A 20,740-nucleotide genomic window follows, 5' to 3' on the forward strand; every position below is an offset into this window, starting at 1 on the left:
GGACATGTGCGAGGCGCTGCCGGTGGTACGACCAGCAGGGTCACCCTTCCTCTTCCGCCAGGACGCGCTGCGCCGCCGCGAACGCCGAGTTCGCCGCCGGAACCCCGCAGTACACGGCCGTCTGGAGCAGTACGGCCCCGATCTCCTCCGGGGTCAGCCCGTTACGCCGGGCCGCGCGGACATGCATGGCCAGCTCGTCGTAGTGGCCGTGGGCGACCAGCGCCGTCAGCGTGATCATGCTGCGCTCGCGGCGGCTGAGCGTCGGATCCGTCCAGATCTCACCCCAGGCGTAGCGCGAGATGAAGTCCTGGAAGCGCGCGGTGAACGGCGTCTGCCGAGCCTGCGCCCGGTCGACGTGGGCGTCACCGAGCACCTCGCGCCGCACCTCCATGCCCAGCTTTGCGCCGCCGCCGAAGTGCGCCCGCAGCGCCGTCAGCACCGCCCGCGGGCACTGCGCCGGCGCCAGATGCGAGGCCCCGGGAAGCTCGACGAGCGTCGCACCGGGTACGGCGTCCGCGATCTCCCGCAGATGCGCCGGCGGTGTCGCCGGGTCCTCACGGCCCGCGATCAGCAGGGTGGGCGAGGAGATCTCGGGCAGCCGTTCGCGCAGGTCGAAGGCTGCGAGCGCGTCACAGCAGGCGGCGTACGCATCCGGATCGGCGTCCCGGTGGTCCTGGACCAGCGCCGGCACGGTGAAGCCGGACGTGAACCAGCGGGAGTCCGCGCTCGCGGCGAGCCTCGCCAGCCCTTGGCTCCGCACCAGCGCGGCCCGCTCCTCCCACGGCTTCGCGCCGTTGAAGTGCGCCGACGAGCAGATCACGGCCAGCGAGGAGATCCGCTCGGGGTGGTGCACGGCCAGGTGCAACCCGACCGCACCGCCCAGCGACACCCCCGCGTACGCGAACCGCTCGATGCCGAACGAGTCGGCGAGCGCCAGCACCAGGTCGGCGAGGTCACCGACGGTCGCGCCCGCGCCGATGAGATCCGCCGCAGAACCCCCATGCCCAGGCAGATCCCAGCGGACCACCCGATGGGTGATCGACAACTCGGGCGCGACCTGGTCCCACAGGGCGTACGAGGTGCCGAGCGAGGGCCCGAGAAGCAGCGCGGGCGCGGAAGCGGACCCCTCGGCATGGTGGTTGAGGAGTTTGTCGGTCAACGTCGCTCCAGGGCACGGTCGGTGAGGGTGGCGGCGGAGCCGGTGTAGTGGGTGGGATCGAGGTCGACGTCCGTCAGCTCCGGCGCCTCGGCCAGCGGGCGGCGCTCGGACGCCAGTCGGGTGAGCAGTGCCTTGGCGCGGGCCCGGCCCAGCACCGGGGCCAGCTCGGCGGACAGCCGCTCGGACACGATCAGCCCATGGGTGAGGTCGAGGTGTTCGCGCATGACGTCGGGTCTGACCCGCAGCCCCTCGGCCAGTTCCACGGCGTCCCCGGCGGCTCCGCCGACCAGCCGCAGCAGCTCCCGCAGCGGCTCCCACTCCGCGTGCCAGGCGCCGGCCGGCCGCTCGTCCTCCGCCACCAGCGATCCGTAGAGGGTGGCCGCGAGTTGAGGTACCCGCCGCGCCGCGGCGGCGATCAGAGTGGACCGTACGGGATTGGACTTGTGCGGCATCGCGGACGAGCCCCCGCCGCTGCCCTCCGCGAGTTCCGCGATCTCGGTGCGCGAGAGGGTGAGGACGTCCGCGGCGATCTTGCCGAGCGCCCCCGCCGTGCAGGCCAGGCATCCGGCGAGATCGGCGACGGGTGTGCGCAGCGTGTGCCAAGGCAACTGCGGAGGACGAAGACCGAGTTCGCGGGCGTACACCGTGGGCAGTTCGACCGGATCGTTGGCGCCGTATGCCCCGAAGGCTGCCAACGTCCCCGCAGCGCCGCCCAGTTGGGCGGGCAGCGACTCCTGTACGGCCCTCACCCGGTCCCGTGCGTCCAGCACCAGCGACCGCCACCCGGCCGCCTTCAGCCCGAACGTCGTCGGCACGGCGTGCTGGGTGAGCGTCCGCCCCGGCATCGCGGTGTCGCGGTGCTCGGCGGCGAGCCGGGCCAGCGCCCGCTGGGTGCGGTCGAGGTCCGCGAGCAGGAGACCGAGGGAGCGGGCCGCCACCAGCATCGTCGCCGTGTCCAGGATGTCCTGGCTGGTGGCGCCCCGGTGGACGTACGGGCCGTACTCCGTGCCGACCGCCTTGGTCAGGTCGGCGACCAGGGGGATGACCGGGTTGCCGCCGCCGCGGGCGCGTTCGGCGAGGGAGCGTACGTCGAAGCGGCCGGCGTCGGCGGCCTCGGTCACCGCGGTGGCCGCCTCGGCCGGGGCCAGCCCCAGGGAGGCCTGCGCCCGGGTGAGCGCCGCCTCCGCGTCCAGCAGCGCCTGGAGATAGGCGCCGTCACCGGTCGCGTAGGCGGCGGGGGAGCCTGCCCACCCGGGGGCGAGCAGGCCGGTGTCCGGATCGGGAGAATTCACTGGTACTCCAGGAAGACCGTCTCGCCTTCGCCCTGAAGGCGGATGTCGAAACGGTAGGTGCCGTCGCGCTGCTCCCGCGCGATCAGCGTGTCGCGCCGCTCGGCCGGCACCCGGGTGAGCAGCGGGTCCGCGGCGAGGGCCGCCTCGTCGCCCGGCAGATAGATCCGCGTGTACAGATGCACCAGCAGGCCGCGCGCGAACACGCACACGCTGATGTACGGCGCGCTCCGCCCACGCGCACCCGGACGCAGCGTCCGCGCCGTCCAGTGCCCGTTCGCGTCGGTCTGGATACGGCCCCAGCCCGTGAACTCCACGCCGTTGCGGCCCAGATAGCCGCCGCTCGCCGGGTCGCGCCGGATCGAGCCGTCGACCCGCGGGACGTTGCCGTCGGGGTCGGCGCTCCACAGCTCCACGAACGCGTCGGGCAGCGGATTGCCCTCGCCGTCGTAGATGTAGCCCTGGAGGGTGATGCCGTCCGGGTGCCCGACGGGAGCGATGTCGCCGCCGCCGGGGAAGGGCAGGGCATGGCCGTAGAAGGGGCCGACCGTGTGCGACGGGGTGGGGAGCACGGTCTCCGGGCGGCTCGTGTCGATCTTCGTCATGGCAGGTCAGCGTCCCTCTTCGAGCCAGGTGGCGTTCGGTCCGTCGAGCACGATGTCCCAGTGGTAGCCCATCGAGAACTCCGGCACCGACAGGCTGTGGTCGTAGGTGGCGACCAGCCGCTGGCGGGCCGCGTCGTCCGTCACCGACTGGATGATCGGGTCGTACGGGAACAGCGGGTCGCTCGGGAAGTACATCTGCGTCACCAGCCGCTGGGTGAACGCCGTGCCGAACAGCGAGAAGTGGATGTGGGCCGGCCGCCAGGCGTTGACGTGCTGGCGCCAGGGGTACGGGCCCGGCTGGATGGTGGTGAAGCGGTAGAAGCCGCTGTCGTCGGTCAGGGTGCGGCCGACGCCGGTGAAGTTCGGGTCCAGCGGGGCGTCGTGCTGCTCGCGCTGGTGGGCGTAGCGGCCGGCCGAGTTCGCCTGCCAGACCTCGATCAGCTGGCCGCGCAGCGGACGGCCGTCACGGTCCAGGAGCCGGCCCTCGACGGTGATGCGCTCACCGATCGGCTCCCCGGTGTGCTGCCCGGTGAGGTCGTTGTCGATCTCGGTGATGTCCCGCTCGCCGAAGGCGGGGGAGTGCAGCTCCACCAGCTCCGGGTCCTTGCTGACGTCGATCTGGATCGGCGGCTGTTTCGGGTGGCGCAGCACCGAGGAGCGGTACGGGGTGTAGTCGCGGCGCGGGTGGTGCTCGACGGGGGCACCGTCGGCGACGCGCTTCTCGTACGCGGCGTGCTCGGCCGCGATCTCCTGGTCGATGTCGTGCTGAGTGAGAGTCATGGGGGATCCTGCGTTCCGTTAACGTTCGAGGACGAGGGCGAGGCCCTGACCGACGCCGATGCAGAGGGTGGCGACGCCGACTCCGCCGCCCTTGCGGGCGAGTTGGTGGGCGACGGTGCCGGCGAGACGGGCACCGGAGGCGCCGAGGGGGTGGCCGAGCGCGATGGCGCCGCCCTGGGCGTTGAGGATCGCCGGGTCGAACTCGGGCCATTCGGCGACACAGCCCAGCACCTGGGCGGCGAAGGCCTCGTTCAGTTCGAGGACCGACAGGTCGCCGAAGGCCTTGCCCGCCTTGGCGAGGGCGCGGTTGACGGCCTCGACGGGGGCGAGCCCGAAGTAGTCGGGGTCGAGGGCGTGGACGCCGGTCGCGGAGATCCGGGCGAGCGGCTCGCGGTCGGTGGCCTTCAGGCCCTCCTCGTCGACGAGGAGCAGGGCGGCGGCGCCGTCGTTGAGCGGGGAGGCGTTGCCTGCGGTGACCGTGCCGTTGTCCTTACGGAAGGACGGCTTGAGCTTCGCCATCGCGGCGAGGGAGGCGTCGGCCCGTACGGACTCGTCGGCGGCGAAGACGACCGGGTCGCCCTTGCGCTGAGGGAGGGAGACGGGAGCGAGCTCGGCGTCGAAGAGGCCCTGCCGCTGGGCCGCGGCCGCCTTGTGGTGGGAGGCCAGCGCGTACTCGTCCTGCTGCTCGCGGCTGATCTTGTGCTTCTCGGCGATGAGTTCGGCCGACTCCCCCAGCGGGACGGTCCACTGCGGTGCCATCTTCGGGTTGACCATGCGCCAGCCCAGGGTGGTCGAGTACAGCTCCGTGTGCGCGGCGGGGAAGGGCTTGTCGGACTTGGGCAGCACGTACGGGGCCCGGGTCATCGACTCCACGCCGCCGGCCACGGCGATGTGGGCGTCCCCGGCGGCGATGGCGCGGGCTGCCTGGATGACCGCCTCCAGGCCGGAGGCGCAGAGGCGGTTGACGGTGACACCGGGCACGCTGGTCGGCAGGCCGGCGAGGAGGGCGGCCATCCTGCCCACGTTCCGGTTCTCCTCGCCGGCGCCGTTGGCGTTGCCGAAGTAGACGTCCTCGATGCGGGACGGGTCCAGGTCGGGCGTACGGGCGAGGAGTTCACGCAGGGCGTGGGCGGCCAGGTCGTCCGGGCGGACGGGGGCGAGGGTGCCGTTGTAACGGCCGATCGGGGTGCGGACCGCGTCGACGATGTAAACGGTGTTCACAGCAGATTCTCCGCGACGGTGAGTTTTGCGTCGGTCTTGGCGATGATCTCGTCAACGCCCGCGCCGGGCGCGGTCTCGACGAGCACCAGGCCGTCGTCGGTCACGTCGATCACGCCGAGGTCGGTGATGACTCGGTTCACACACGCCTTGCCTGTGAGCGGCAGTGCGCACTCGGTGAGGATCTTCGGGCTGCCGTCCTTGGCGGTGTGCGTCATCACGACGATGACCGTGCGGGCCCCGTGCACGAGGTCCATCGCCCCGCCGATCCCGGTGATCATCTTGCCGGGGATGGCCCAGTTCGCCAGGTCACCGGTGGCGGAGACCTGCATGGCGCCCAGCACGGCGACATCGATGTGCCCGCCGCGGATCATCGAGAACGACAGCGCCGAGTCGAAGAAGGACGCCCCCGGCAGGACCGTCACGGTCTCCTTGCCGGCGTTGATCAGGTCCGGGTCGACCTGGTCCTCGGTCGGGTACGGGCCGGTGCCCAGGATGCCGTTCTCGGACTCCAGGATCACCTCCACGCCCTCGGGGAGGTAGTTCGGGATCAGCGTCGGCAGCCCGATGCCGAGATTGACGTACTGCCCGTCCTGAAGTTCGCGCGCGGCCCGCGCGGCCATTTCCTCGCGTGTCCAGGCCATCAGTTGCTCCCCGTCCCTCGCGCCGCGGGCGCGGAAATCGTGCGCTGCTCGATCCGCTTGTCGGCGGCCTGCTCCCGGGTGAGCGCGACGACCCGCTGCACGAAGATCCCCGGCAGGTGCACCGCGTCCGGACCGATCTCACCGGGCTCGACGAGTTCCTCGACCTCGGCGATCGTCACCCGTCCGGCCATCGCGGCCAGCGGGTTGAAGTTCCGGGAGGACTTGTTGAACACCAGGTTCCCGTGCCGGTCGCCCTTCGCCGCCCGCACCAGCGCGAAGTCGGTGCGGATCCCGCGCTCCAGCACGTACTCGGTGCCGTCGAACTCCCGCACCTCCTTCGGTGGCGAGGCCAGTGCGACCCCGCCGGACCCGTCGTAGCGCCACGGCAGCCCGCCGTCGGCGACCTGCGTGCCCACCCCGGCCGGGGTGTAGAACGCGGGGATCCCGGCGCCGCCGGCCCGCAGCCGCTCGGCCAGCGTGCCCTGCGGGATCATCTCCACCTCCAGCTCCCCGCCCAGGTACTGGCGGGCGAACTCCTTGTTCGCGCCGATGTACGAGCCGGTCACCCGGGCGATCCGGCCCGCCGACAGCAGCACCGCGAGACCCGACTCCATCGCCCCGCAGTTGTTGGAGACCACCGACAGCCCGCCGGTGCCCTGTTCGAACAGGGCCTGGATCAGCACGTTCGGCACACCGCTCAGCCCGAATCCACCCACCGCGAGCGACGCGCCGTCGCCCACATCGGCCACCGCCGCAGCGGCCGTGGCGACCACCTTGTCCATCCGAGAAGCCCCATCTCTTCCGAGCTCCCAGCACCCAAATTAATCAGGACACTGAGTATTTCCGCGAGGTTGCTCCTCACGCTGCCACCGGAGCGGGAAGCCGTCAAGGCCTCGGTAAATGCGAAATCCGCAGACCCTTCGGCCCTAGGGCAGTCCTGGTGGGGTCGGGTATTGTTCAGTGCACCGACGATTGCGAACAGGGAGTACGGATGGCCGCCGTGGATCTCACCACCCACCCCGGGCATCTGGCCCGGCGGCTCCAGCAGGCGCACTACCTGCTGTGGAACACGATGGTCTCGGAGGAGATCACCTCGCCCCAGTTCGCCGTCCTCAACGCGCTCGTCGCCGAGCCGGGCCTGGACCAGCGGACGGTGGGGGAGCGCGTCGGGCTCGACCGCTCCACGATCGCCGAGGTGATCAGCCGGCTCGGCCGCCGCGGGCTGCTCGACAAGGTCCGCGACCCCCAGGACGGCCGCCGCTTCCTGCTGCGCCTCACGGACGACGGGCTGCGCACGCACAAGAAGCTGACCGTGCGCACGGCTCGGATGAACCAGGTCTTCCTGGCTCCGCTCTCCACCGACGAGCAGGCGCTGTTCTTCGATCTGATCCGCCGCGTCGCGGACGCGGCCGAGGGGCTCCGCAACCCTTCGGAGCCCCTCGTCGCCCCATCCTGATCCCCGGTTCGAACTCCCCGGATCCTCAGGACGCCTTCGCGTACACCACCCACACCGGGCCGTGCTGGAAGTTCATCCGCTTCCCGTCCTCGGTCGTGAACCTGGTGCCGCCCGCGGCCTTCGGACGCGTCCAGTAGACGTCGTAGGCGCGCCCGTCACGCAGGACCCGTGCCTTTCCGGAGCCCACCGTCTCCGTGTACGGCGTGTTCTTGCCGAGGGAGTCGTGGAACGTGGACCTGCGCACCTTGACGTACTGCACGACGACCGTCCCGGCGCCGACCCGCTTCCCGTCCGTCGTCGTGGCGGCCTTGCCGTCCATGGCGACGAGCCAGCGGTCCTGGCTCCTGGACCAGGTGAAGGTGTAGCGCGCCAAGTCGTAGCGCACCGTCTGCGAGGTCGTGGCCTTGCCGCCGGCCGGGGCGGCGCCGTAGCGGAAGCCGGTGGTCAGGGCGTCCGCGCCGGGGGCGGAGCCCATCAGACGCTGGGGCCGCAGATAGAGGTTGTGCGGCGAGGGCCTGTGCCGGCTACGGAAGTAGGCGTCGGCCGCCTTGCGGGGCGGCACCGCCTTCAACGGGGCCTTGTCGATCAGGGGCAGGAGCTTGCTCTGCGCCCCGGAGAAGGCGAGCGTCGGCCGGTTGAACTGGCGCAGCAGCTCCAGGTCGCTCTCGCGTGCGCTGCGTACCGGCCCGACGGCCTTCGGCAGCTTCGTCGCGTACACCGCCATCAGCCGGCTCAGTCCGCCCTCGACCTGCTCGACGTACACGACGTCCGCGGCGTTCAGACCCGTGTGGGGCCGCGCGGCACGGGAGTTGTCGATCTTCACGGCGAGCACCGAGCGGCTGTCCGCCCGACTCTCGTTCCCGCTGCCGTTCTCGTGCGACGACGGCACGTGCGTGCTGCCGCGCCCGTCGTCGCGCTGGCCGCCGGACGTCGTACAGCCCGCCGCCAGGGAGGCCGTCAGCGCGGCGGCCAGCAGCCCCGCCATGGTCGTGGCGCGTCTCGTGCGCGCCCCTCGTTGCCTGCCCACCGTCGCCACCCGCAGCCACCCACCCAGTCCGTGTCGTCAATTGTGCGCTTATCTGTTCATAGATGCACATACCCGATCGATTGCCTTCAGCCCCGCAAATCCGCCGATCGGCCCACACACCGGTCCGCGCGGTTCGGCCGGCCGGCGCGGGGGTACCCGGCGCCCACCGCATCAGCGGACGCACACGCCACGGAGGGAGCACGGGGCGATGAGGGCAGTGACCTGGCAGGGCAAGCGCGACGTCCGCGTGGAGAACGTGCCCGATCCGACGATCCAGGAGCCGACGGACGCGGTCATCCGCATCACGTCCACCGGACTGTGCGGCTCCGACCTGCACTTGTACGAGGTGCTGACGCCGTTCATGACACCGGGGGACATCCTCGGTCACGAGCCGATGGGCATCGTCGAGGAGGTCGGCGCCGCGGTGCCGGACCTCCAGGCGGGCGACCGGGTCGTGGTGCCGTTCCAGATCGCCTGCGGCGACTGCTGGATGTGCCTGACCGGGCTGCCCACCCAGTGCGAGACCACCCAGGTCACCGGCGAGGGCATGGGCGCGGCCCTGTTCGGCTACACCCGGCTGTACGGCGCGGTGCCGGGCGCCCAGGCCGAGTATCTGCGGGTCCCGCAGGCGCAGTTCGGCCCGATCAAGATCCCGGAGGGCCCGTCCGACGACCGCTTCGTCTACCTCTCCGACGTCCTGCCCACCGCCTGGCAGGCCGTCCGCTACGCCGAGGTCCCGGAGGGCGGCAGCGTCGCCGTGCTCGGCCTCGGCCCCATCGGGGACATGGCCTGCCGGGTCGCCCAGGTGCAGGGCGCCGGGCGGGTGTTCGGCGTGGACCTGGTGCCCGAGCGGCTACGGCGGGCGCGCGAGCGGGGCGTCGAGACGTACGACCTGAGGAGCTTCGACGACGAGAAGGAACTCGTCGCCGCCATCCGCGACGTGACGGACGGCCGAGGTCCCGACGCCGTGATCGACGCCGTCGGCACCGAGGCGCACGGCAGCGCCGCCGCCAGGCTGGCCCAGTCGGCCTCGGCGATGCTGCCCCGCAAGATCAGCGGCCCGTTCGCCGAACGCTTCAGCGTCGACCGGCTCGCCGCCCTGTACACCGCCATCGACCTGGTGCGGCGCGGCGGCACGATCTCCCTGTCCGGCGTGTACGGCGGCATGGCCGACCCGATCCCGCTGCTCACCCTGTTCGACAAGCAGATCCAGCTGCGGATGGGGCAGGCCAACGTGCGCCGCTGGACCGACGACATCCTGCCGTTCCTGACGGACGAGGACCCCCTGGGCGTCGACGACTTCGCCACCCACCGCGTGCCGCTGAGCGACGCCCCGCACGCTTACGAGATGTTCCAGCGCAAGCAGGACGGCGCGGTCAAGGTGCTGATGAAGCCCTGACGCTGACGAAGCCCTGACCCTCGCCCCGCTCCCGATCCCGGTCGCGCGATCAGGCCTGGCGGACGACGACTCACGCTCAGGTCTGCGGCGCGAAGATCTCCGCCAGGTCGTAGCGGACCGGCTCCTCCAACTGCGCGTACGTGCAGCTCTCAGGGGTACGGTCCGGGCGCCAGCGGCGGAAGCGGGCCGTGTGCCGGAAGCGCACACCGTTCTCCATGTGGTCGTACGCCACCTCGGCCACTCGCTCCGGTCTGAGCGGCACCCAGGACAGATCCTTCTTCCCCGACCAGCGGCTCGGCGCCCCCGGCAGTCGCGCCGACTCGTGCGCCGCCTCCTCGGCCCAGGCCGCCCACGGATGCCCCGTGACGTCCGCCATGCGCAGCGGCTCCAGTTCCTCGATCAGCTCGGCGCGCCGCTTCATCGAGAACGCGGCCGACACTCCCACATGCTGGAGCGCTCCCTTGTCGTCGTGGAGACCGAGCAGCAGCGAGCCCACGACCGGTCCGCTCTTGTGGAGCCGGTACCCGGCGACGACGACGTCCGCCGTCCGCTCGTGCTTGATCTTGAACATGGCCCGCGCGTCCTGGAGGTACCCCAGGGTGAGCGGCTTGGCGATCACACCGTCCAGACCGGCCCCCTCGTACTGCTCGAACCACCCCTGAGCCGTGTCCACGTCGGTCGTCGCCGGCGCCACATGCACCGGCGCCGTCACCCCGGACAGCGCCATCGTGAGCCGCGCCCGCCGATCCGCCAGCGGGACCTCCAGCAGCGACTGGTCGGCCAGCGCCAGCAGGTCGAAGGCCACGAACGACGCCGGGGTCCGCTCCGCCAGCATCCGCACCCGGGAGTCGGCCGGGTGGATGCGCTCGGTGAGCGCGTCGAAGTCCAGCCGCCCCTCCCGCGCGATGACGATCTCCCCGTCCAGCACGCACCGCTCCGGCAACCGCTCCTTCAACCCCGCCACCAGCTCCGGAAAGTACCTGGTCAGCGGCTTTCCGGTACGGCTGCCGAGCTCGACCTCGTCCCGGTCGCGGAACACGATCGCCCGGAACCCGTCCCACTTCGCCTCGTACTGCATGCCCGGCGGGATCTTCGCCACCGACTTGGCGAGCATCGGCTTCACGGGCGGCATCACCGGAAGGTCCATGGTCCGATTCTGCGCGCATCCGGTCGCTGACGCCCGGTGTGCGAGGTGTGCGGGGTGCGCCTACCGTGGCTCGCATGGGCGAAGCGGTGGAACTTCAGGCGGGCGGCCGCACCGTGCGCCTGTCCAACCCGGGCAAGGTCTTCTTCCCCGAGCCCGGATACACCAAGCTGGACCTCGCCCGCTACTACATCGCCGTCGGCCCCGGCATCCTGCGGGCCCTGCGCGACCGCCCCACCACCCTGGAGCGCTACCCGGACGGCGTGACCGGCGAGTGGTTCTTCCAGAAGCGGGCGCCCAAGAGCATGCCCGACTGGATCCCCACCGCTCACATCACCTTCCCCAGCGGCCGCAGCGCCGACGAGATGTGCCCCACCGAGGAGGCCGCCGTCCTGTGGGCCGCCCAGTACGGCACGCTCACCTTCCACCCCTGGCCGGTGCGCCGTGACGACGTCGACCGCCCCGACGAACTCCGCATCGACCTCGACCCCCAGCCCGGCACCGACTTCGACGACGCCGTCCGCGCCGCCCATGAACTGCGCGCCGTTCTCGACGAGTTCGGCGGTCTGCGCGGCTGGCCCAAGACCTCCGGCGGGCGCGGCCTGCACGTCTTCGTGCCCATCGAGCCACGTTGGACCTTCACCCAGGTCCGCCGCGCCGCCATCGCGGTCGGCCGGGAGATGGAACGCCGGATGCCGGAACACGTGACGATCAAGTGGTGGAAGGAGGAGCGGGGCGAGCGCATCTTCATCGACTACAACCAGACCGCCCGTGACCGCACCATCGCCTCCGCCTACTCCGTACGGCCCCGCCCGCACGCCCCCGTCTCGGCACCCCTGCGCTGGGAGGAGGTGGGGGCCGCCCACCCCCAGGACTTCGACATCGCGACCATGCCCGCGCGTTTCGCCGAACTCGGCGACGTGCACGCCGACATGGACGCCCACCGCTTCTCGCTGGACGCGCTGCTGGAGCTGGCCAACAAGGACGAACGCGACCATGGACTCGGCGATCTGCCGTACCCGCCCGAGTATCCGAAGATGCCGGGGGAACCCAAGCGGGTACAGCCGAGCCGGGCGAAGAAGGAACCGGGCGGGAGCGGCTAGGACGGCTCCGCACGGGGCAACGGGCCTGACGGGAGCCCCGGTCAGAGCTCCGTCAGCTCTCCTTGCAGACCCTTCAGAGCTCCTTGATCCGGATGTCCCGGTAGGACACCACGTCCGTCGTGCCGTGCACCTGGAGTCCGATGTATCCGGAGGCGAACCGCCGCCCGTCCGTGCCCGGGTCGTCCGAGCGGGGCGGGACGAACTCCTGGCCGCCGGTGTTGTCGAACTCGTTGATCAGCACGCCGTTGCGGTAGACCGAGTAGTGCTGGTCGACCACTCGGATCTCGTAGTCGTTCCAGGTGCCCTTCTGGGTGACGCCGGCACCGGCGAGCCCCACCCGGTCGAAGCCGTAGACCGACCCCGTCTTGTACATGTCGCCGTCAGGACGGTCGAGCACCTGCACCTCATGCCCGTACTTGATGGCGACCCACTCGGGCCTCGACTCCTCGGGGTGGTCGTGGACCCACGGGAACCGGACGAACACGCCGGAGTTGGCGTTGCCCGTACCCGGGGCGTCGTCACGCCACTGGAGCTTGAGCGAGAAGTCGCCGTACTTGCGCTCCGGGAACCACAGCATGCCCAGGCCGGCCTTCGTCGTCCCGGACGTGATCGAGCCGTCGCCGTTCGGTGCGAACGAACCGCCGCCCACCTGCTGCCACTTGGCGAACGACTCAGCGCTGCCGTCTAGGATCGTGCGGTAGCCCTCGGTCTGCCCGGGCGTGCCGATCTTGGACTGACGGGCGGCCTTGCGGATGGCGTCGTACTCGCGCTGGTCGACGACCCCGTCCCTGAGGAGCTGGTCCAGGACCGTCTTCACATGCTTGAGGAACAGCGCCTGGGACGTCCACTCCTTCTCGTCCTCGATCAACTCGTTGATGCGGCACCGGCTGTTGGTGAGCCGGTTCGGGACACCAGAGTCGACCGTGCCGACGATCACCGTCAACCGCTCGTCGAACTCCGGGCAGTTGGGAGCCGGTACCTGACTGGACACGACGGTGAACGTCACCGTGCGGGCGTCGGAGGTGTTGCCCGCCTTGTCCGTGGCCCGGTAGGCGAGCGTGTGCGTGCCGGCGCGGTCGACGACCACCGGGGCGCCGTACGCCAGATATGGACCGCCGTCGAGCGAGTACTCGATCCGGTCCACGCCCGAGCCGTGGTGCTCGTCGGTCGCCGTGACGGTCACCTTGGCGTTGCCGACATACGCACCGTCGGAGTTCTTCGTGCCCTCGACACTCACACCGGTCACCGGCGCGGTCGTGTCCGGCTGCGGCGACGCCACGACCGTGAACTGCACGTTCTCCTCGGCCGCGACGTTCCCCGCCTTGTCGGTGGCCCGGTAGCGCACCGTGTGGCTGCCGACCTCGTGCACCATCACGGGCGCGGTGTACGGCTGCCAGGCGCCGGAGCCGATCGCGTACTCGATGGTGTTGACGCCGGAACCGGTGTCCGAGGCGGAGACGGTGACGGTCGCCATGCCCACGTACGTGCCGTCGGGATTCTGCTCGCCGCTGACCGTCGCTGAGGTCTCCGGCGGGGTCGTGTCGTCGGACTGCGGTGCCACGACCGTGAACTCGACGCTCTTCTCCGCCGAGACGTTCCCCGCCTTGTCGAGCGCGCGGTAGCGGATCTTGTGGTCGCCGACCTGGTCGACGACGACCGGGGTGGCGTACGGCGTCCAGGCGCCCTCGTCGCCGACCGCGTACTCGACGCGGTCGACCCCGGAGCCGCCCTCCTCGTCGGTGGCGTGGATCGCCACGCTCGCCGAACCGACGTACTGGCCCTGGGTGTTCTGCGTCCCGCTGACGTGGGCCGAGGCCTCGGGCGCCGTCGTGTCCTCGCCGCTGCCCTCGGTCACCACGAGAATGCCCTGCATCTGCCCGTGCCCGGGGATCGTGCAGTAGTAGCGGTACCGGCCCGGGGTGAGGGTGACCTCGGCGGTGTGGCGGCCGCCCTGGTCGTCGTTCGGATTGGCGAGGATGTTCAGCTGGACGTCGTTGTTGTACTCGGGATCGGACGTGTCGAACGTCAGCGTGTGCGGCATCCCGGTGGTGTTGCCGGTCGCCGTGCTGTTCTCGAACACGATCGTCGTCGTACCCGCCACGGCGGTCGTGGGCGCCGAGGAGTACTTCGTGATGTCGTCACCGGCGGTCCAGGTGAGGACCTGTGCCGCGGCGGCCTGCTGTGGTTGTGGCTGTCCGGTCGCGGGAAGGGCCTGCAGCCCGAGCACCACGAGCAGTGCGGCCAACAGGGCCGCCCACATTCTTCGCTGTCGTGTCACTGTGCCCCCCTGGCCAGCTGGTCGGCGGCCGGAGTGGGTCCGCCGCCCGTGTAGGTCACCCTCCACAGCGCCGACTTGGCGTCCGAGGTGAAGAAGCCGCGGCCGTAGTCGAGCACGTACAGCGCGCCGTCCGGACCGAACTTCCAGTCCATGAGGTTCTTGATGCCGTCGTTGCCGATCGGCACGATCTTCTTCAGCGACTCCGAGTGCACCGGCAGACCGCCGTCACCGTGGGTCTTCGGGTCGGTGATCACCGCGTTGCGCGGCTGGTCGGCGTCGTAGAAGTCACCGACGAACCACTTGCCGTCCCAGTACGCCGGCCACTTCGTCCCGCTGGTGCTCGCCGCGTCGTACCGGTAGACCGGCCCGTTCATCGCCGCCTGACCGCCGCCCTTGAGCCACGGCAGCCCGTAGATGGCTTCCTCCTGCTTGTACGACGGCACGCCGCTCGCGTCGCGCGGGAAGTCAGGGGCGCCGCCCTGGGGCGAGTACCAGATGTTGTTGCCGGTGACCGGCGGGAGGTTGACGAGGCCGTCGTTGTTCGGCGACTCGTTCTTCGGGTGGTCGCAGTCGTACCAGCCCAGCGGCTTGCTGGGATCGGGCAGATTGCGGTCCCGGTAGGGCTGCTTGTTGCCCATGCAGTACGGCCAGCCCCGGTTGCTCGCCTTGGTGATGACGGCGAACGTGTCGTACTTCGCCGGGCCCCAGGTGGTGGACGGCGCCGAGGCGTCCGGGCCGACCCAGCCCGCGTACAGGACGTCGGTCTGCTTGTCGACGGAGATACGCGCCGGGTTCCTGACGCCCATCACATAGATCTCGCCGCGTGTCTTGCCGCCGCCCTCGTCGGTCTCCTGGCCGGTGAAGAGGTTGCCCTCCGGCAGCGTGTACGTGCCGTCCGGCTCCGGGTGGATGCGCAGGATCTTGCCGTTGAGGTTGTTGGTGTTGCCGGCGGTGCGGCGCGCGTCGGCGAAGGACACGCCCTTGTAGTCGGGCTCGGGGTTGTTGCCCGAGTAGCCGCCACTGAAGCCACTGGAGTTGTTGTCGCCGGTCGCGATGTACAGGTTGCCCTTGGAGTCCCAGGCCATCCCGCCGCCCGCGTGGCAGCAACTGTGGATCTGCACCGGCCACTTGAGCAGCACCTTCTCGCTGCCCAGGTCCAGCTTGTTGCTCGCCAGGTCGAGAGTGAAACGGGAGACGCGCCGCTCGGCCATCCGCGTGTCGCGGTTGATCTGCGAGTGCGGGGTGTAGTGCAGATACACCCACCCGTTCTCCTCGAACCGCGGGTCGAGCTCGATGCCGAGGAGCCCCTCCTCTACCTTGATCAGCTCGCCGCCGCCGCCCTTGTTGCCGAAGACCGTCAACGCCCCGGCCAGGGTGACCTTCTTGGTCTTCGGGTCGTAGACGTGGATCTCGCCCTTGCCCTTGCCGATATCCGGGTTGTTCCAGTCGATGATCACCGGCTGGGAGGAGTCGGCGCCGCCGCGGCCGATGTAGAGCACCCGGCCGTCAGGGGCGGTGACCAGGCCGTGCGGTTCGCCGATCTGGTCGTTCTGGCCCGGCTGGTTGGGCTGGGTGAGCCGCTCGGCCTTGTAGTTGCCGTTGATGGTGGCCTTGCAGTCGGCCTGCGACAGCCGGGTGGTCCACAGCAGGGCGCCGCGCAGATGCGTACGGAAGTCGGTCTCGTCGTACGACGACACCGTGCCGCCCATGCCGGTGTAGAAGGAGCGGCCGCCGTCGTAGTCACGGCACCAGCTCACGGGATGGTCCCAGCCGTTGGCGCTCGAACCCGGCTGGTAGCTGGACTCCCGCACTCGGGCGACCGTGTGCACCGAACCCGAGGGGTTCTTCGCCCAGTTCAGCCACTTGTCCGGCCGTTTCCACTGCACCGGCAGGTCCTTGGTGGCCGGATGCCGTCGGTCGCCGACCTCGACGACGGCGCGCTGCGCGTTCGTCGGGCCGCCGGCCGCCGGACGGGCGCCGACGAGACCGGTGAACCAGTCCGAGTAGGGCTCCGCGCGGGCCGCGTCATGGATGCCGACGAAACCGCCGCCAGCCTCCATATAGGCCTCCAGGCCCGCCTCCTGCTCGGGGTCGAGGACGTCGCCGCCACCGGTGAGGAACACGATGGAGTTGAAGCGGCCCAGCTTGGTCTCGTTGGTGAACACCGAGGCGTCGTTCGTGGCCTCGACCTTGAAACGCTGGTCGGCCGGCCCCGACAGGCCGATCTTCTCGATCGCCCCGATCCCGGCGTTCACCAGCGGCGACTCGTCGCCGGCGGCCGCGGACCCGTAGAAGATGAGCACCCGTACATTCGCGCCGCCCGGTGGCGACTTCACGGACATCGTTGTCAGGGGTGGGTCCGGGGCCGGGCGCGCGTCGGCGGCCGGGGCGGACATCAGCCCGGCGGCGACGAACCCGGCGGTCACACCGGCCACCCAGGTCTGTCTTCTTGTGCTCAACCCTCGTAAGCGCATGGGCACCTCCACGGTCACAGCAACAGCGACAAGGAAGCTAGACCCCTTTGAACGACTCGCCAATACCTATGGCCGTTCTGGGACCAACTTTGTCCTGAGTGTGGATAAACGAGAGATCGGCCGGTACCGTCTCAGCGGTTCATCCCCGTAATTTCCGTACCGCCGCTGGGAGTTCGGCATGAACAGACGCAACCTCGACAGGCGTACCTTCAACAGACGCATGCTGCTGGGTGGTGCGACCGTCGCGACATCGTTGTCCCTGGCGTCGGTACCCGAGGCCGTGAGCGCCGACACCCCGCCGCGCACCGCCCCGGCCGGCGGCGAGGTCCGGCACCTCAAGCTGTACGCCGAGAAGCTCGCCGACGGGCAGATGGGCTACGGCTTCGAGAAGGGCAAGGCGACGATCCCCGGCCCGCTGATCGAGCTCAACGAGGGCGACACCGTGCACATCGAGTTCGAGAACACGATGGACGTACCGGTCAGCCTGCACGTCCACGGCCTCGACTACGAGATCACCAGCGACGGCACCAAGCTCAACAAGAGCGACGTCGAACCAGGCGGCACCCGCACCTACACCTGGCGCACCCATACCCCCGGACGCCGGGGGGACGGCACCTGGCGGGCGGGCAGCGCCGGATACTGGCACTACCACGACCACGTCGTCGGCACGGAGCACGGGACCGGCGGCATCCGCAAGGGTCTGTACGGGCCCGTGATCGTCCGGCGCAAGGGCGACGTCCTGCCCGACGCGACCCACACCATCGTCTTCAACGACATGCTCATCAACAACAAGCCGGCGCACAGCGGACCCGACTTCGAGGCCACGGTGGGTGATCGGGTCGAGTTCGTGGTGGTCACGCACGGGGAGTACTACCACACCTTCCACATGCACGGTCACCGCTGGGCCGACAACCGCACCGGCATGCTCACCGGCCCCGACGACCCCAGCCAGGTCATCGACAACAAGATCGTGGGCCCGGCGGACTCCTTCGGCTTCCAGGTGATCGCGGGGGAGGGGGTCGGGGCGGGCGCGTGGATGTACCACTGCCATGTCCAGAGCCACTCGGACATGGGGATGGTGGGGTTGTTCCTGGTGAAGAAGGCGGACGGGACGATTCCGGGCTATGAGCCGCACGAGCACGGGCACGAGGCGGCGTCGGGGGCCGGGCACGAGCACTGACGGATCACGCCCGGGTGACGGTTGCTCCGCGTCGTCGGCGGGTGGACCCGCAGACAGGGGGTTCCGGGCGCTTTTGGTCATTCGAGAGCGCTCTCACCTCCGCCTCCCGCCACGGCTATCCTGATCGGCAGTCGCCGACGAGGAGCCGCGCAGTGACCGAAACCGCCCCGCGTCCCACCCTGGAGGCCGTGGCCGCCCGGGCCGGGGTCTCGCGGGCCACCGTGTCCCGGGTCGTCAACGGCGGGGACGGGGTGCGCGAACCCCTCGTGGAGCGGGTCCGCAAGGCCGTGGAGGAGCTCGGATACGTGCCCAACCAGGCTGCCCGCAGCCTGGTGACCCGACGGCACGACGCCATCGCCGTGGTGGTCGCCGAACCGGAGACCCGGGTCTTCGCCGACCCCTTCTTCGCCCTGCAACTGCGCGGCATCAGCAAGGAGTTGACGGCCCACGACAACCAGCTGGTGCTGCTCCTCACGGAAGGCCGTGACGACCACGCCCGTGTCGGCCGCTACCTCGCCGGCGGCCATGTCGACGGGGCGCTCGTCTTCTCCCTGCACCTCGACGACCCGCTGCCCGGACTGATCCAGCGCGCCGGCGTCCCCACCGTCTTCGGCGGACGGCCCGGCTGGGCCGGCGACCGGCGGGGCGTCGTCTACGTCGACAGCGACAACCGCGGCGGCGCCCGCGACGCCGTACGGCACCTCGCCGGCCTCGGCCGTACCCGTATCGCCCACATCACCGGTGCCCTGGACCAGACGTCGGCGGTGGACCGTCTCGACGGATACCGGGACGTCATGGTCGACGCCGATCCAGGGCTGATCGTCGAGGGCGACTTCACACCGACCGGCGGTGAACGGGCCATGCGTGAGCTTCTCGCCCGCTGCCCGGACCTGGACGCCGTCTTCGCCGCCAACGACCTCACCGCGGCCGGTGCGCTGCGGGTGCTGCGCGCGTCGGGGCGGCGGGTGCCGGACGACGTCGCGGTGGTCGGCTTCGACGACATGCTTCCCGTGGCGGAACAGACCGACCCCGCTCTCACGACGGTCCGTCAGGACATCGAGGAGATGGGCCGGCTGATGGCCCGGCTGCTGCTGCGCGGCGTCGACCGCCGGGTCGGCGAGCAGGTCGGAGGGGCGCCGTCCAGTGTCGTCCTGCCGACCACACTGGTCCGACGCGCCTCCGCCTAGGGCCTGTCTGTGCGAGGCGATGGGGTGCCCGGGCCGCCGGGCTCAGCTCGGTGCCGGAGCGCTCTTGATCACCGCGAAGCGGGCGCCGTACCGGTCGGTGAGCTTGGCGATACGGCCCACGTCCGGCAGGTCCGTCGGAGGCATTCGGACGGAGCCGCCCAGCTCCTCCGCCTTGGCGGCCGTGGCGTCCGTGTCGGTGACCTCGAAGTACGGCAGCCAGTACGGCGGGCTCTCCGCCTCCGCGGGGTCGTCGGCCTTGTCCACCACGCCGCCGAACATGGCGTCCTCCCCGGCCGCGGCCGGGCTGAACGTCGTGTACGTGCCGCCGTAGAAGTCGAGGGCGAAGGTCTCCAGACCGAGCGTCGCGTGGTAGAAACCGGCCGCGGCCGGCACGTCCGTGGTGTACAGCTCCAGCCAGCACAGCGAGCCGGGCTCCTGGACGACGTCGAGGCCCTTGTTGGTGCCGGGCTGCCAGAGCCCGAAGCCGACGCCCGCCTTGTCGGCCAGGATGGCCATACGGCCCATGTCCAGCACGTCCATGGGCTGCACCAGCACCGAGCCGTGCGCTTGCTCGGCCGCCTTCGCGGTGGCGTCCGCGTCCGGCGTCTGGAAGTACACCGTCCAGGACGGCGGACCCTGCTCCTCGGTGGTCTGCATCCCGCCGGCCACCGTCCTGCCGTCGAGCTGGAAGACGCCGTAACCGCCGGTCTCGGGACCGCCCGGTCGGAACCGCCAGCCGAACAGGCCGCCGTAGAAGGAACGGGCGCCCTCGATGTCGGGTGTGCCGACATCGATCCAGTTCGGCGCGCCGGTGACATAACGAGTGGTGAGCATCATCGCCCTCCTCGGAAGGGGTCCCCTTTGTCAGCTCTGCCGGTCTCTGCTCTGCCGAGTCTTGCACCGCCCACTGACAATCGCTGCCGGAGCGCCGCCGTCGGCTGAAGCGGCGACGGCGATCACCGTGGATGACCGGCGGGGATCTCATCGCTTTCAACTGTTTCCGCGCGCCGCCGTGCGCCGCACCGCGCGGAGGGAGACCATCGGACTCGGCCGGAGGCCCTGCGGCGCGGCGTTGATCCCGCGTTGATCGAACGTTTTTCGCCGAGCGGCACGATCCTGAGCATGCACATCGATTCGATCACAACGATCACCTCGCCCGACCTGGACTGGCAGCAGGATGCGTTGTGCGCACAGACCGGCGCGGACTTCTTCTTCCCCGAGCCGGGCAGCTCCGTACGGGAGGCCAAGCGGATCTGCGGCATGTGCCCGATCCGCTCCGCCTGCCTGGAGTACGCCCTCGACAACGACGAACGCTTCGGCGTCTGGGGCGGCCTGTCGGAGAAGGAACGACTGGAGCTCAGGCGTATGTCACGTTGAGCCCCCGGCAACGGCGGTGGGCGGCGCGATTGCCGGGGCATCGCGCCCAGTCGTCCGCGGGGCGGCGGGGGCGGGCGGGCCACGGCCGAACTCATCGGGGCCGCACGGTCGTTGCGCACGTCGCATCTGGTGCAGACCGCCGCCGTGATCGAGGCGGGTGCCGTCGATGAACTGTTCGTCGCCGGCGCCCTGGAGCGGGCACCTTACGGCCGGCTCGACCTCGGGCGGTGCGGGCGGCGGCGCTCGGTGCGGTGGACCACCGCGTCGAGCGCGCGGGTGCCGGGGTGATGGGAGAGGTGCGTGCTCCGTCAGGGGATCCCGGCGAGCATCGAGCGCCGTACGGACGGACGGCGCCCGCCCGGCGCGACAGCCGGCGCGAGGCTTCTCGCCCTGCCGCTTCCGCCAAGGGGCCGCCGAGGG

General features: G+C 70.7%; 19 protein-coding genes. 7 read left to right on the plus strand and 12 right to left on the minus strand.

What is annotated here, in order from left to right; all coding sequences use genetic code 11:
* Positions 1-40: 40 nt before the first annotated feature.
* Genes pcaDC through ACZ4UU_RS18500 form a run of 7 tightly spaced genes read right to left on the minus strand, consistent with a single transcriptional unit; the run spans position 41 to position 6,477 of the window.
* On the minus strand, positions 41-1,159 hold the full coding sequence (pcaDC, locus tag ACZ4UU_RS18470; protein ID WP_468040972.1) for a bifunctional 3-oxoadipate enol-lactonase/4-carboxymuconolactone decarboxylase PcaDC: 1,119 nt from the start codon (positions 1,157-1,159) through the stop codon (positions 41-43).
* Entirely contained in the window at positions 1,156-2,451 is a 1,296-nt protein-coding gene (gene pcaB / locus ACZ4UU_RS18475; RefSeq protein ID WP_468040973.1) for a 3-carboxy-cis,cis-muconate cycloisomerase, read from the minus strand. Before pcaB ends, pcaDC begins: the two co-directional genes overlap by 4 nt.
* Complete coding sequence (pcaG, locus tag ACZ4UU_RS18480) at positions 2,448-3,053, minus strand: protocatechuate 3,4-dioxygenase subunit alpha (RefSeq protein WP_468040974.1); 606 nt, start codon at positions 3,051-3,053, stop codon at positions 2,448-2,450. Before pcaG ends, pcaB begins: the two co-directional genes overlap by 4 nt.
* Before the next feature lie 6 nt (positions 3,054-3,059).
* The gene (gene pcaH, locus ACZ4UU_RS18485) at positions 3,060-3,833 is read right to left on the minus strand and encodes a protocatechuate 3,4-dioxygenase subunit beta (protein WP_468040976.1); all 774 of its coding nucleotides are present in this window, start codon (positions 3,831-3,833) and stop codon (positions 3,060-3,062) included.
* Positions 3,834-3,851: 18 nt separating this feature from the next.
* Complete coding sequence (locus tag ACZ4UU_RS18490) at positions 3,852-5,054, minus strand: thiolase family protein (protein WP_468040977.1); 1,203 nt, start codon at positions 5,052-5,054, stop codon at positions 3,852-3,854.
* Positions 5,051-5,695: a CoA transferase subunit B gene (locus ACZ4UU_RS18495; protein ID WP_468040978.1), complete on the minus strand. Its 645-nt coding sequence runs from the start codon at positions 5,693-5,695 to the stop codon at positions 5,051-5,053. Before ACZ4UU_RS18495 ends, ACZ4UU_RS18490 begins: the two co-directional genes overlap by 4 nt.
* Positions 5,695-6,477 (minus strand): CoA transferase subunit A, encoded by a 783-nt coding sequence (locus tag ACZ4UU_RS18500; protein ID WP_468040980.1) that lies wholly within the window; start codon positions 6,475-6,477, stop codon positions 5,695-5,697. The genes ACZ4UU_RS18495 and ACZ4UU_RS18500 overlap by 1 nt, the downstream gene beginning before the upstream one ends.
* A 209-nt stretch (positions 6,478-6,686) precedes the next feature.
* Between ACZ4UU_RS18500 and ACZ4UU_RS18505 the strand changes: the two genes are divergently transcribed.
* Entirely contained in the window at positions 6,687-7,151 is a 465-nt protein-coding gene (locus tag ACZ4UU_RS18505) for a MarR family winged helix-turn-helix transcriptional regulator (protein WP_468040981.1), read from the plus strand.
* 25 nt (positions 7,152-7,176) lie between these two features.
* Here ACZ4UU_RS18505 and ACZ4UU_RS18510 read toward each other — a convergent pair whose 3' ends face one another.
* On the minus strand, positions 7,177-8,136 hold the full coding sequence (locus tag ACZ4UU_RS18510) for a DUF3048 domain-containing protein (RefSeq protein ID WP_468041139.1): 960 nt from the start codon (positions 8,134-8,136) through the stop codon (positions 7,177-7,179).
* A 250-nt stretch (positions 8,137-8,386) separates the two neighbouring features.
* Here ACZ4UU_RS18510 and ACZ4UU_RS18515 point away from each other — a divergent pair, with 250 nt between their 5' ends.
* A complete protein-coding gene (locus tag ACZ4UU_RS18515; protein ID WP_468040982.1) occupies positions 8,387-9,577 on the plus strand; it encodes a zinc-dependent alcohol dehydrogenase in 1,191 nt (396 codons plus the stop codon).
* A 76-nt stretch (positions 9,578-9,653) separates the two neighbouring features.
* Here ACZ4UU_RS18515 and ACZ4UU_RS18520 read toward each other — a convergent pair whose 3' ends face one another.
* The gene (locus ACZ4UU_RS18520; RefSeq protein ID WP_468040983.1) at positions 9,654-10,724 is read right to left on the minus strand and encodes an ATP-dependent DNA ligase; all 1,071 of its coding nucleotides are present in this window, start codon (positions 10,722-10,724) and stop codon (positions 9,654-9,656) included.
* A gap of 74 nt (positions 10,725-10,798) precedes the next feature.
* Between ACZ4UU_RS18520 and ligD the strand changes: the two genes are divergently transcribed.
* Complete coding sequence (gene ligD, locus ACZ4UU_RS18525) at positions 10,799-11,824, plus strand: non-homologous end-joining DNA ligase (RefSeq protein WP_468040984.1); 1,026 nt, start codon at positions 10,799-10,801, stop codon at positions 11,822-11,824.
* A 73-nt stretch (positions 11,825-11,897) separates the two neighbouring features.
* On the opposite strand, the gene ACZ4UU_RS18530 is transcribed toward ligD, so the two are convergent.
* Positions 11,898-14,084, minus strand: a complete 2,187-nt coding sequence (locus ACZ4UU_RS18530) for an OmpL47-type beta-barrel domain-containing protein (protein ID WP_468041141.1) — start codon at positions 14,082-14,084, stop codon at positions 11,898-11,900.
* A 14-nt stretch (positions 14,085-14,098) separates the two neighbouring features.
* Complete coding sequence (locus ACZ4UU_RS18535; protein ID WP_468040985.1) at positions 14,099-16,576, minus strand: ThuA domain-containing protein; 2,478 nt, start codon at positions 16,574-16,576, stop codon at positions 14,099-14,101.
* 178 nt (positions 16,577-16,754) lie between these two features.
* Between ACZ4UU_RS18535 and ACZ4UU_RS18540 the strand changes: the two genes are divergently transcribed.
* Both ACZ4UU_RS18540 and ACZ4UU_RS18545 read left to right on the plus strand, forming a co-directional pair.
* Entirely contained in the window at positions 16,755-17,756 is a 1,002-nt protein-coding gene (locus ACZ4UU_RS18540; RefSeq protein WP_468040987.1) for a multicopper oxidase domain-containing protein, read from the plus strand.
* Between the two features lie 152 nt (positions 17,757-17,908).
* Positions 17,909-18,943, plus strand: coding sequence for a LacI family DNA-binding transcriptional regulator (locus ACZ4UU_RS18545; RefSeq protein ID WP_468040988.1), 1,035 nt, complete (start codon positions 17,909-17,911; stop codon positions 18,941-18,943).
* Between the two features lie 42 nt (positions 18,944-18,985).
* Here ACZ4UU_RS18545 and ACZ4UU_RS18550 read toward each other — a convergent pair whose 3' ends face one another.
* Positions 18,986-19,777, minus strand: coding sequence for a VOC family protein (locus ACZ4UU_RS18550; RefSeq protein WP_468041143.1), 792 nt, complete (start codon positions 19,775-19,777; stop codon positions 18,986-18,988).
* Between the two features lie 288 nt (positions 19,778-20,065).
* Between ACZ4UU_RS18550 and ACZ4UU_RS18555 the strand changes: the two genes are divergently transcribed.
* The gene (locus ACZ4UU_RS18555) at positions 20,066-20,320 is read left to right on the plus strand and encodes a WhiB family transcriptional regulator (protein WP_468040989.1); all 255 of its coding nucleotides are present in this window, start codon (positions 20,066-20,068) and stop codon (positions 20,318-20,320) included.
* Between the two features lie 111 nt (positions 20,321-20,431).
* Positions 20,432-20,608 carry a hypothetical protein gene (locus tag ACZ4UU_RS18560; RefSeq protein WP_468040991.1) on the plus strand — a complete coding sequence of 59 codons (177 nt, stop codon included), beginning with the start codon at positions 20,432-20,434 and terminating at the stop codon, positions 20,606-20,608.
* Positions 20,609-20,740: the final 132 nt, after the last annotated feature.

The organism is Streptomyces sp. NPDC028907, assembly GCF_055564995.1.

Excerpts from the sequence above, each read along its gene's own strand:
- ACZ4UU_RS18505 (WP_468040981.1), top strand. The coding sequence starts at position 6,687 with ATGGCCGCCGTGGATCTCACCACCCACCCCGGGCATCTGGCCCGGCGG.
- ACZ4UU_RS18495 (WP_468040978.1), bottom strand. The coding sequence starts at position 5,695 with ATGGCCTGGACACGCGAGGAAATGGCCGCGCGGGCCGCGCGCGAACTT.
- ACZ4UU_RS18530 (WP_468041141.1), bottom strand. The coding sequence starts at position 14,084 with ATGTGGGCGGCCCTGTTGGCCGCACTGCTCGTGGTGCTCGGGCTGCAG.
- ACZ4UU_RS18500 (WP_468040980.1), bottom strand. The coding sequence starts at position 6,477 with ATGGACAAGGTGGTCGCCACGGCCGCTGCGGCGGTGGCCGATGTGGGC.
- ACZ4UU_RS18520 (WP_468040983.1), bottom strand. The coding sequence starts at position 10,724 with ATGGACCTTCCGGTGATGCCGCCCGTGAAGCCGATGCTCGCCAAGTCG.
- ACZ4UU_RS18535 (WP_468040985.1), bottom strand. The coding sequence starts at position 16,576 with ATGCGCTTACGAGGGTTGAGCACAAGAAGACAGACCTGGGTGGCCGGT.
- ACZ4UU_RS18555 (WP_468040989.1), top strand. The coding sequence starts at position 20,066 with ATGCACATCGATTCGATCACAACGATCACCTCGCCCGACCTGGACTGG.
- ACZ4UU_RS18550 (WP_468041143.1), bottom strand. The coding sequence starts at position 19,777 with ATGCTCACCACTCGTTATGTCACCGGCGCGCCGAACTGGATCGATGTC.
- pcaH (WP_468040976.1), bottom strand. The coding sequence starts at position 3,833 with ATGACTCTCACTCAGCACGACATCGACCAGGAGATCGCGGCCGAGCAC.
- pcaG (WP_468040974.1), bottom strand. The coding sequence starts at position 3,053 with ATGACGAAGATCGACACGAGCCGCCCGGAGACCGTGCTCCCCACCCCG.
- ligD (WP_468040984.1), top strand. The coding sequence starts at position 10,799 with ATGGGCGAAGCGGTGGAACTTCAGGCGGGCGGCCGCACCGTGCGCCTG.
- ACZ4UU_RS18510 (WP_468041139.1), bottom strand. The coding sequence starts at position 8,136 with ATGGCGGGGCTGCTGGCCGCCGCGCTGACGGCCTCCCTGGCGGCGGGC.
- ACZ4UU_RS18515 (WP_468040982.1), top strand. The coding sequence starts at position 8,387 with ATGAGGGCAGTGACCTGGCAGGGCAAGCGCGACGTCCGCGTGGAGAAC.
- ACZ4UU_RS18540 (WP_468040987.1), top strand. The coding sequence starts at position 16,755 with ATGAACAGACGCAACCTCGACAGGCGTACCTTCAACAGACGCATGCTG.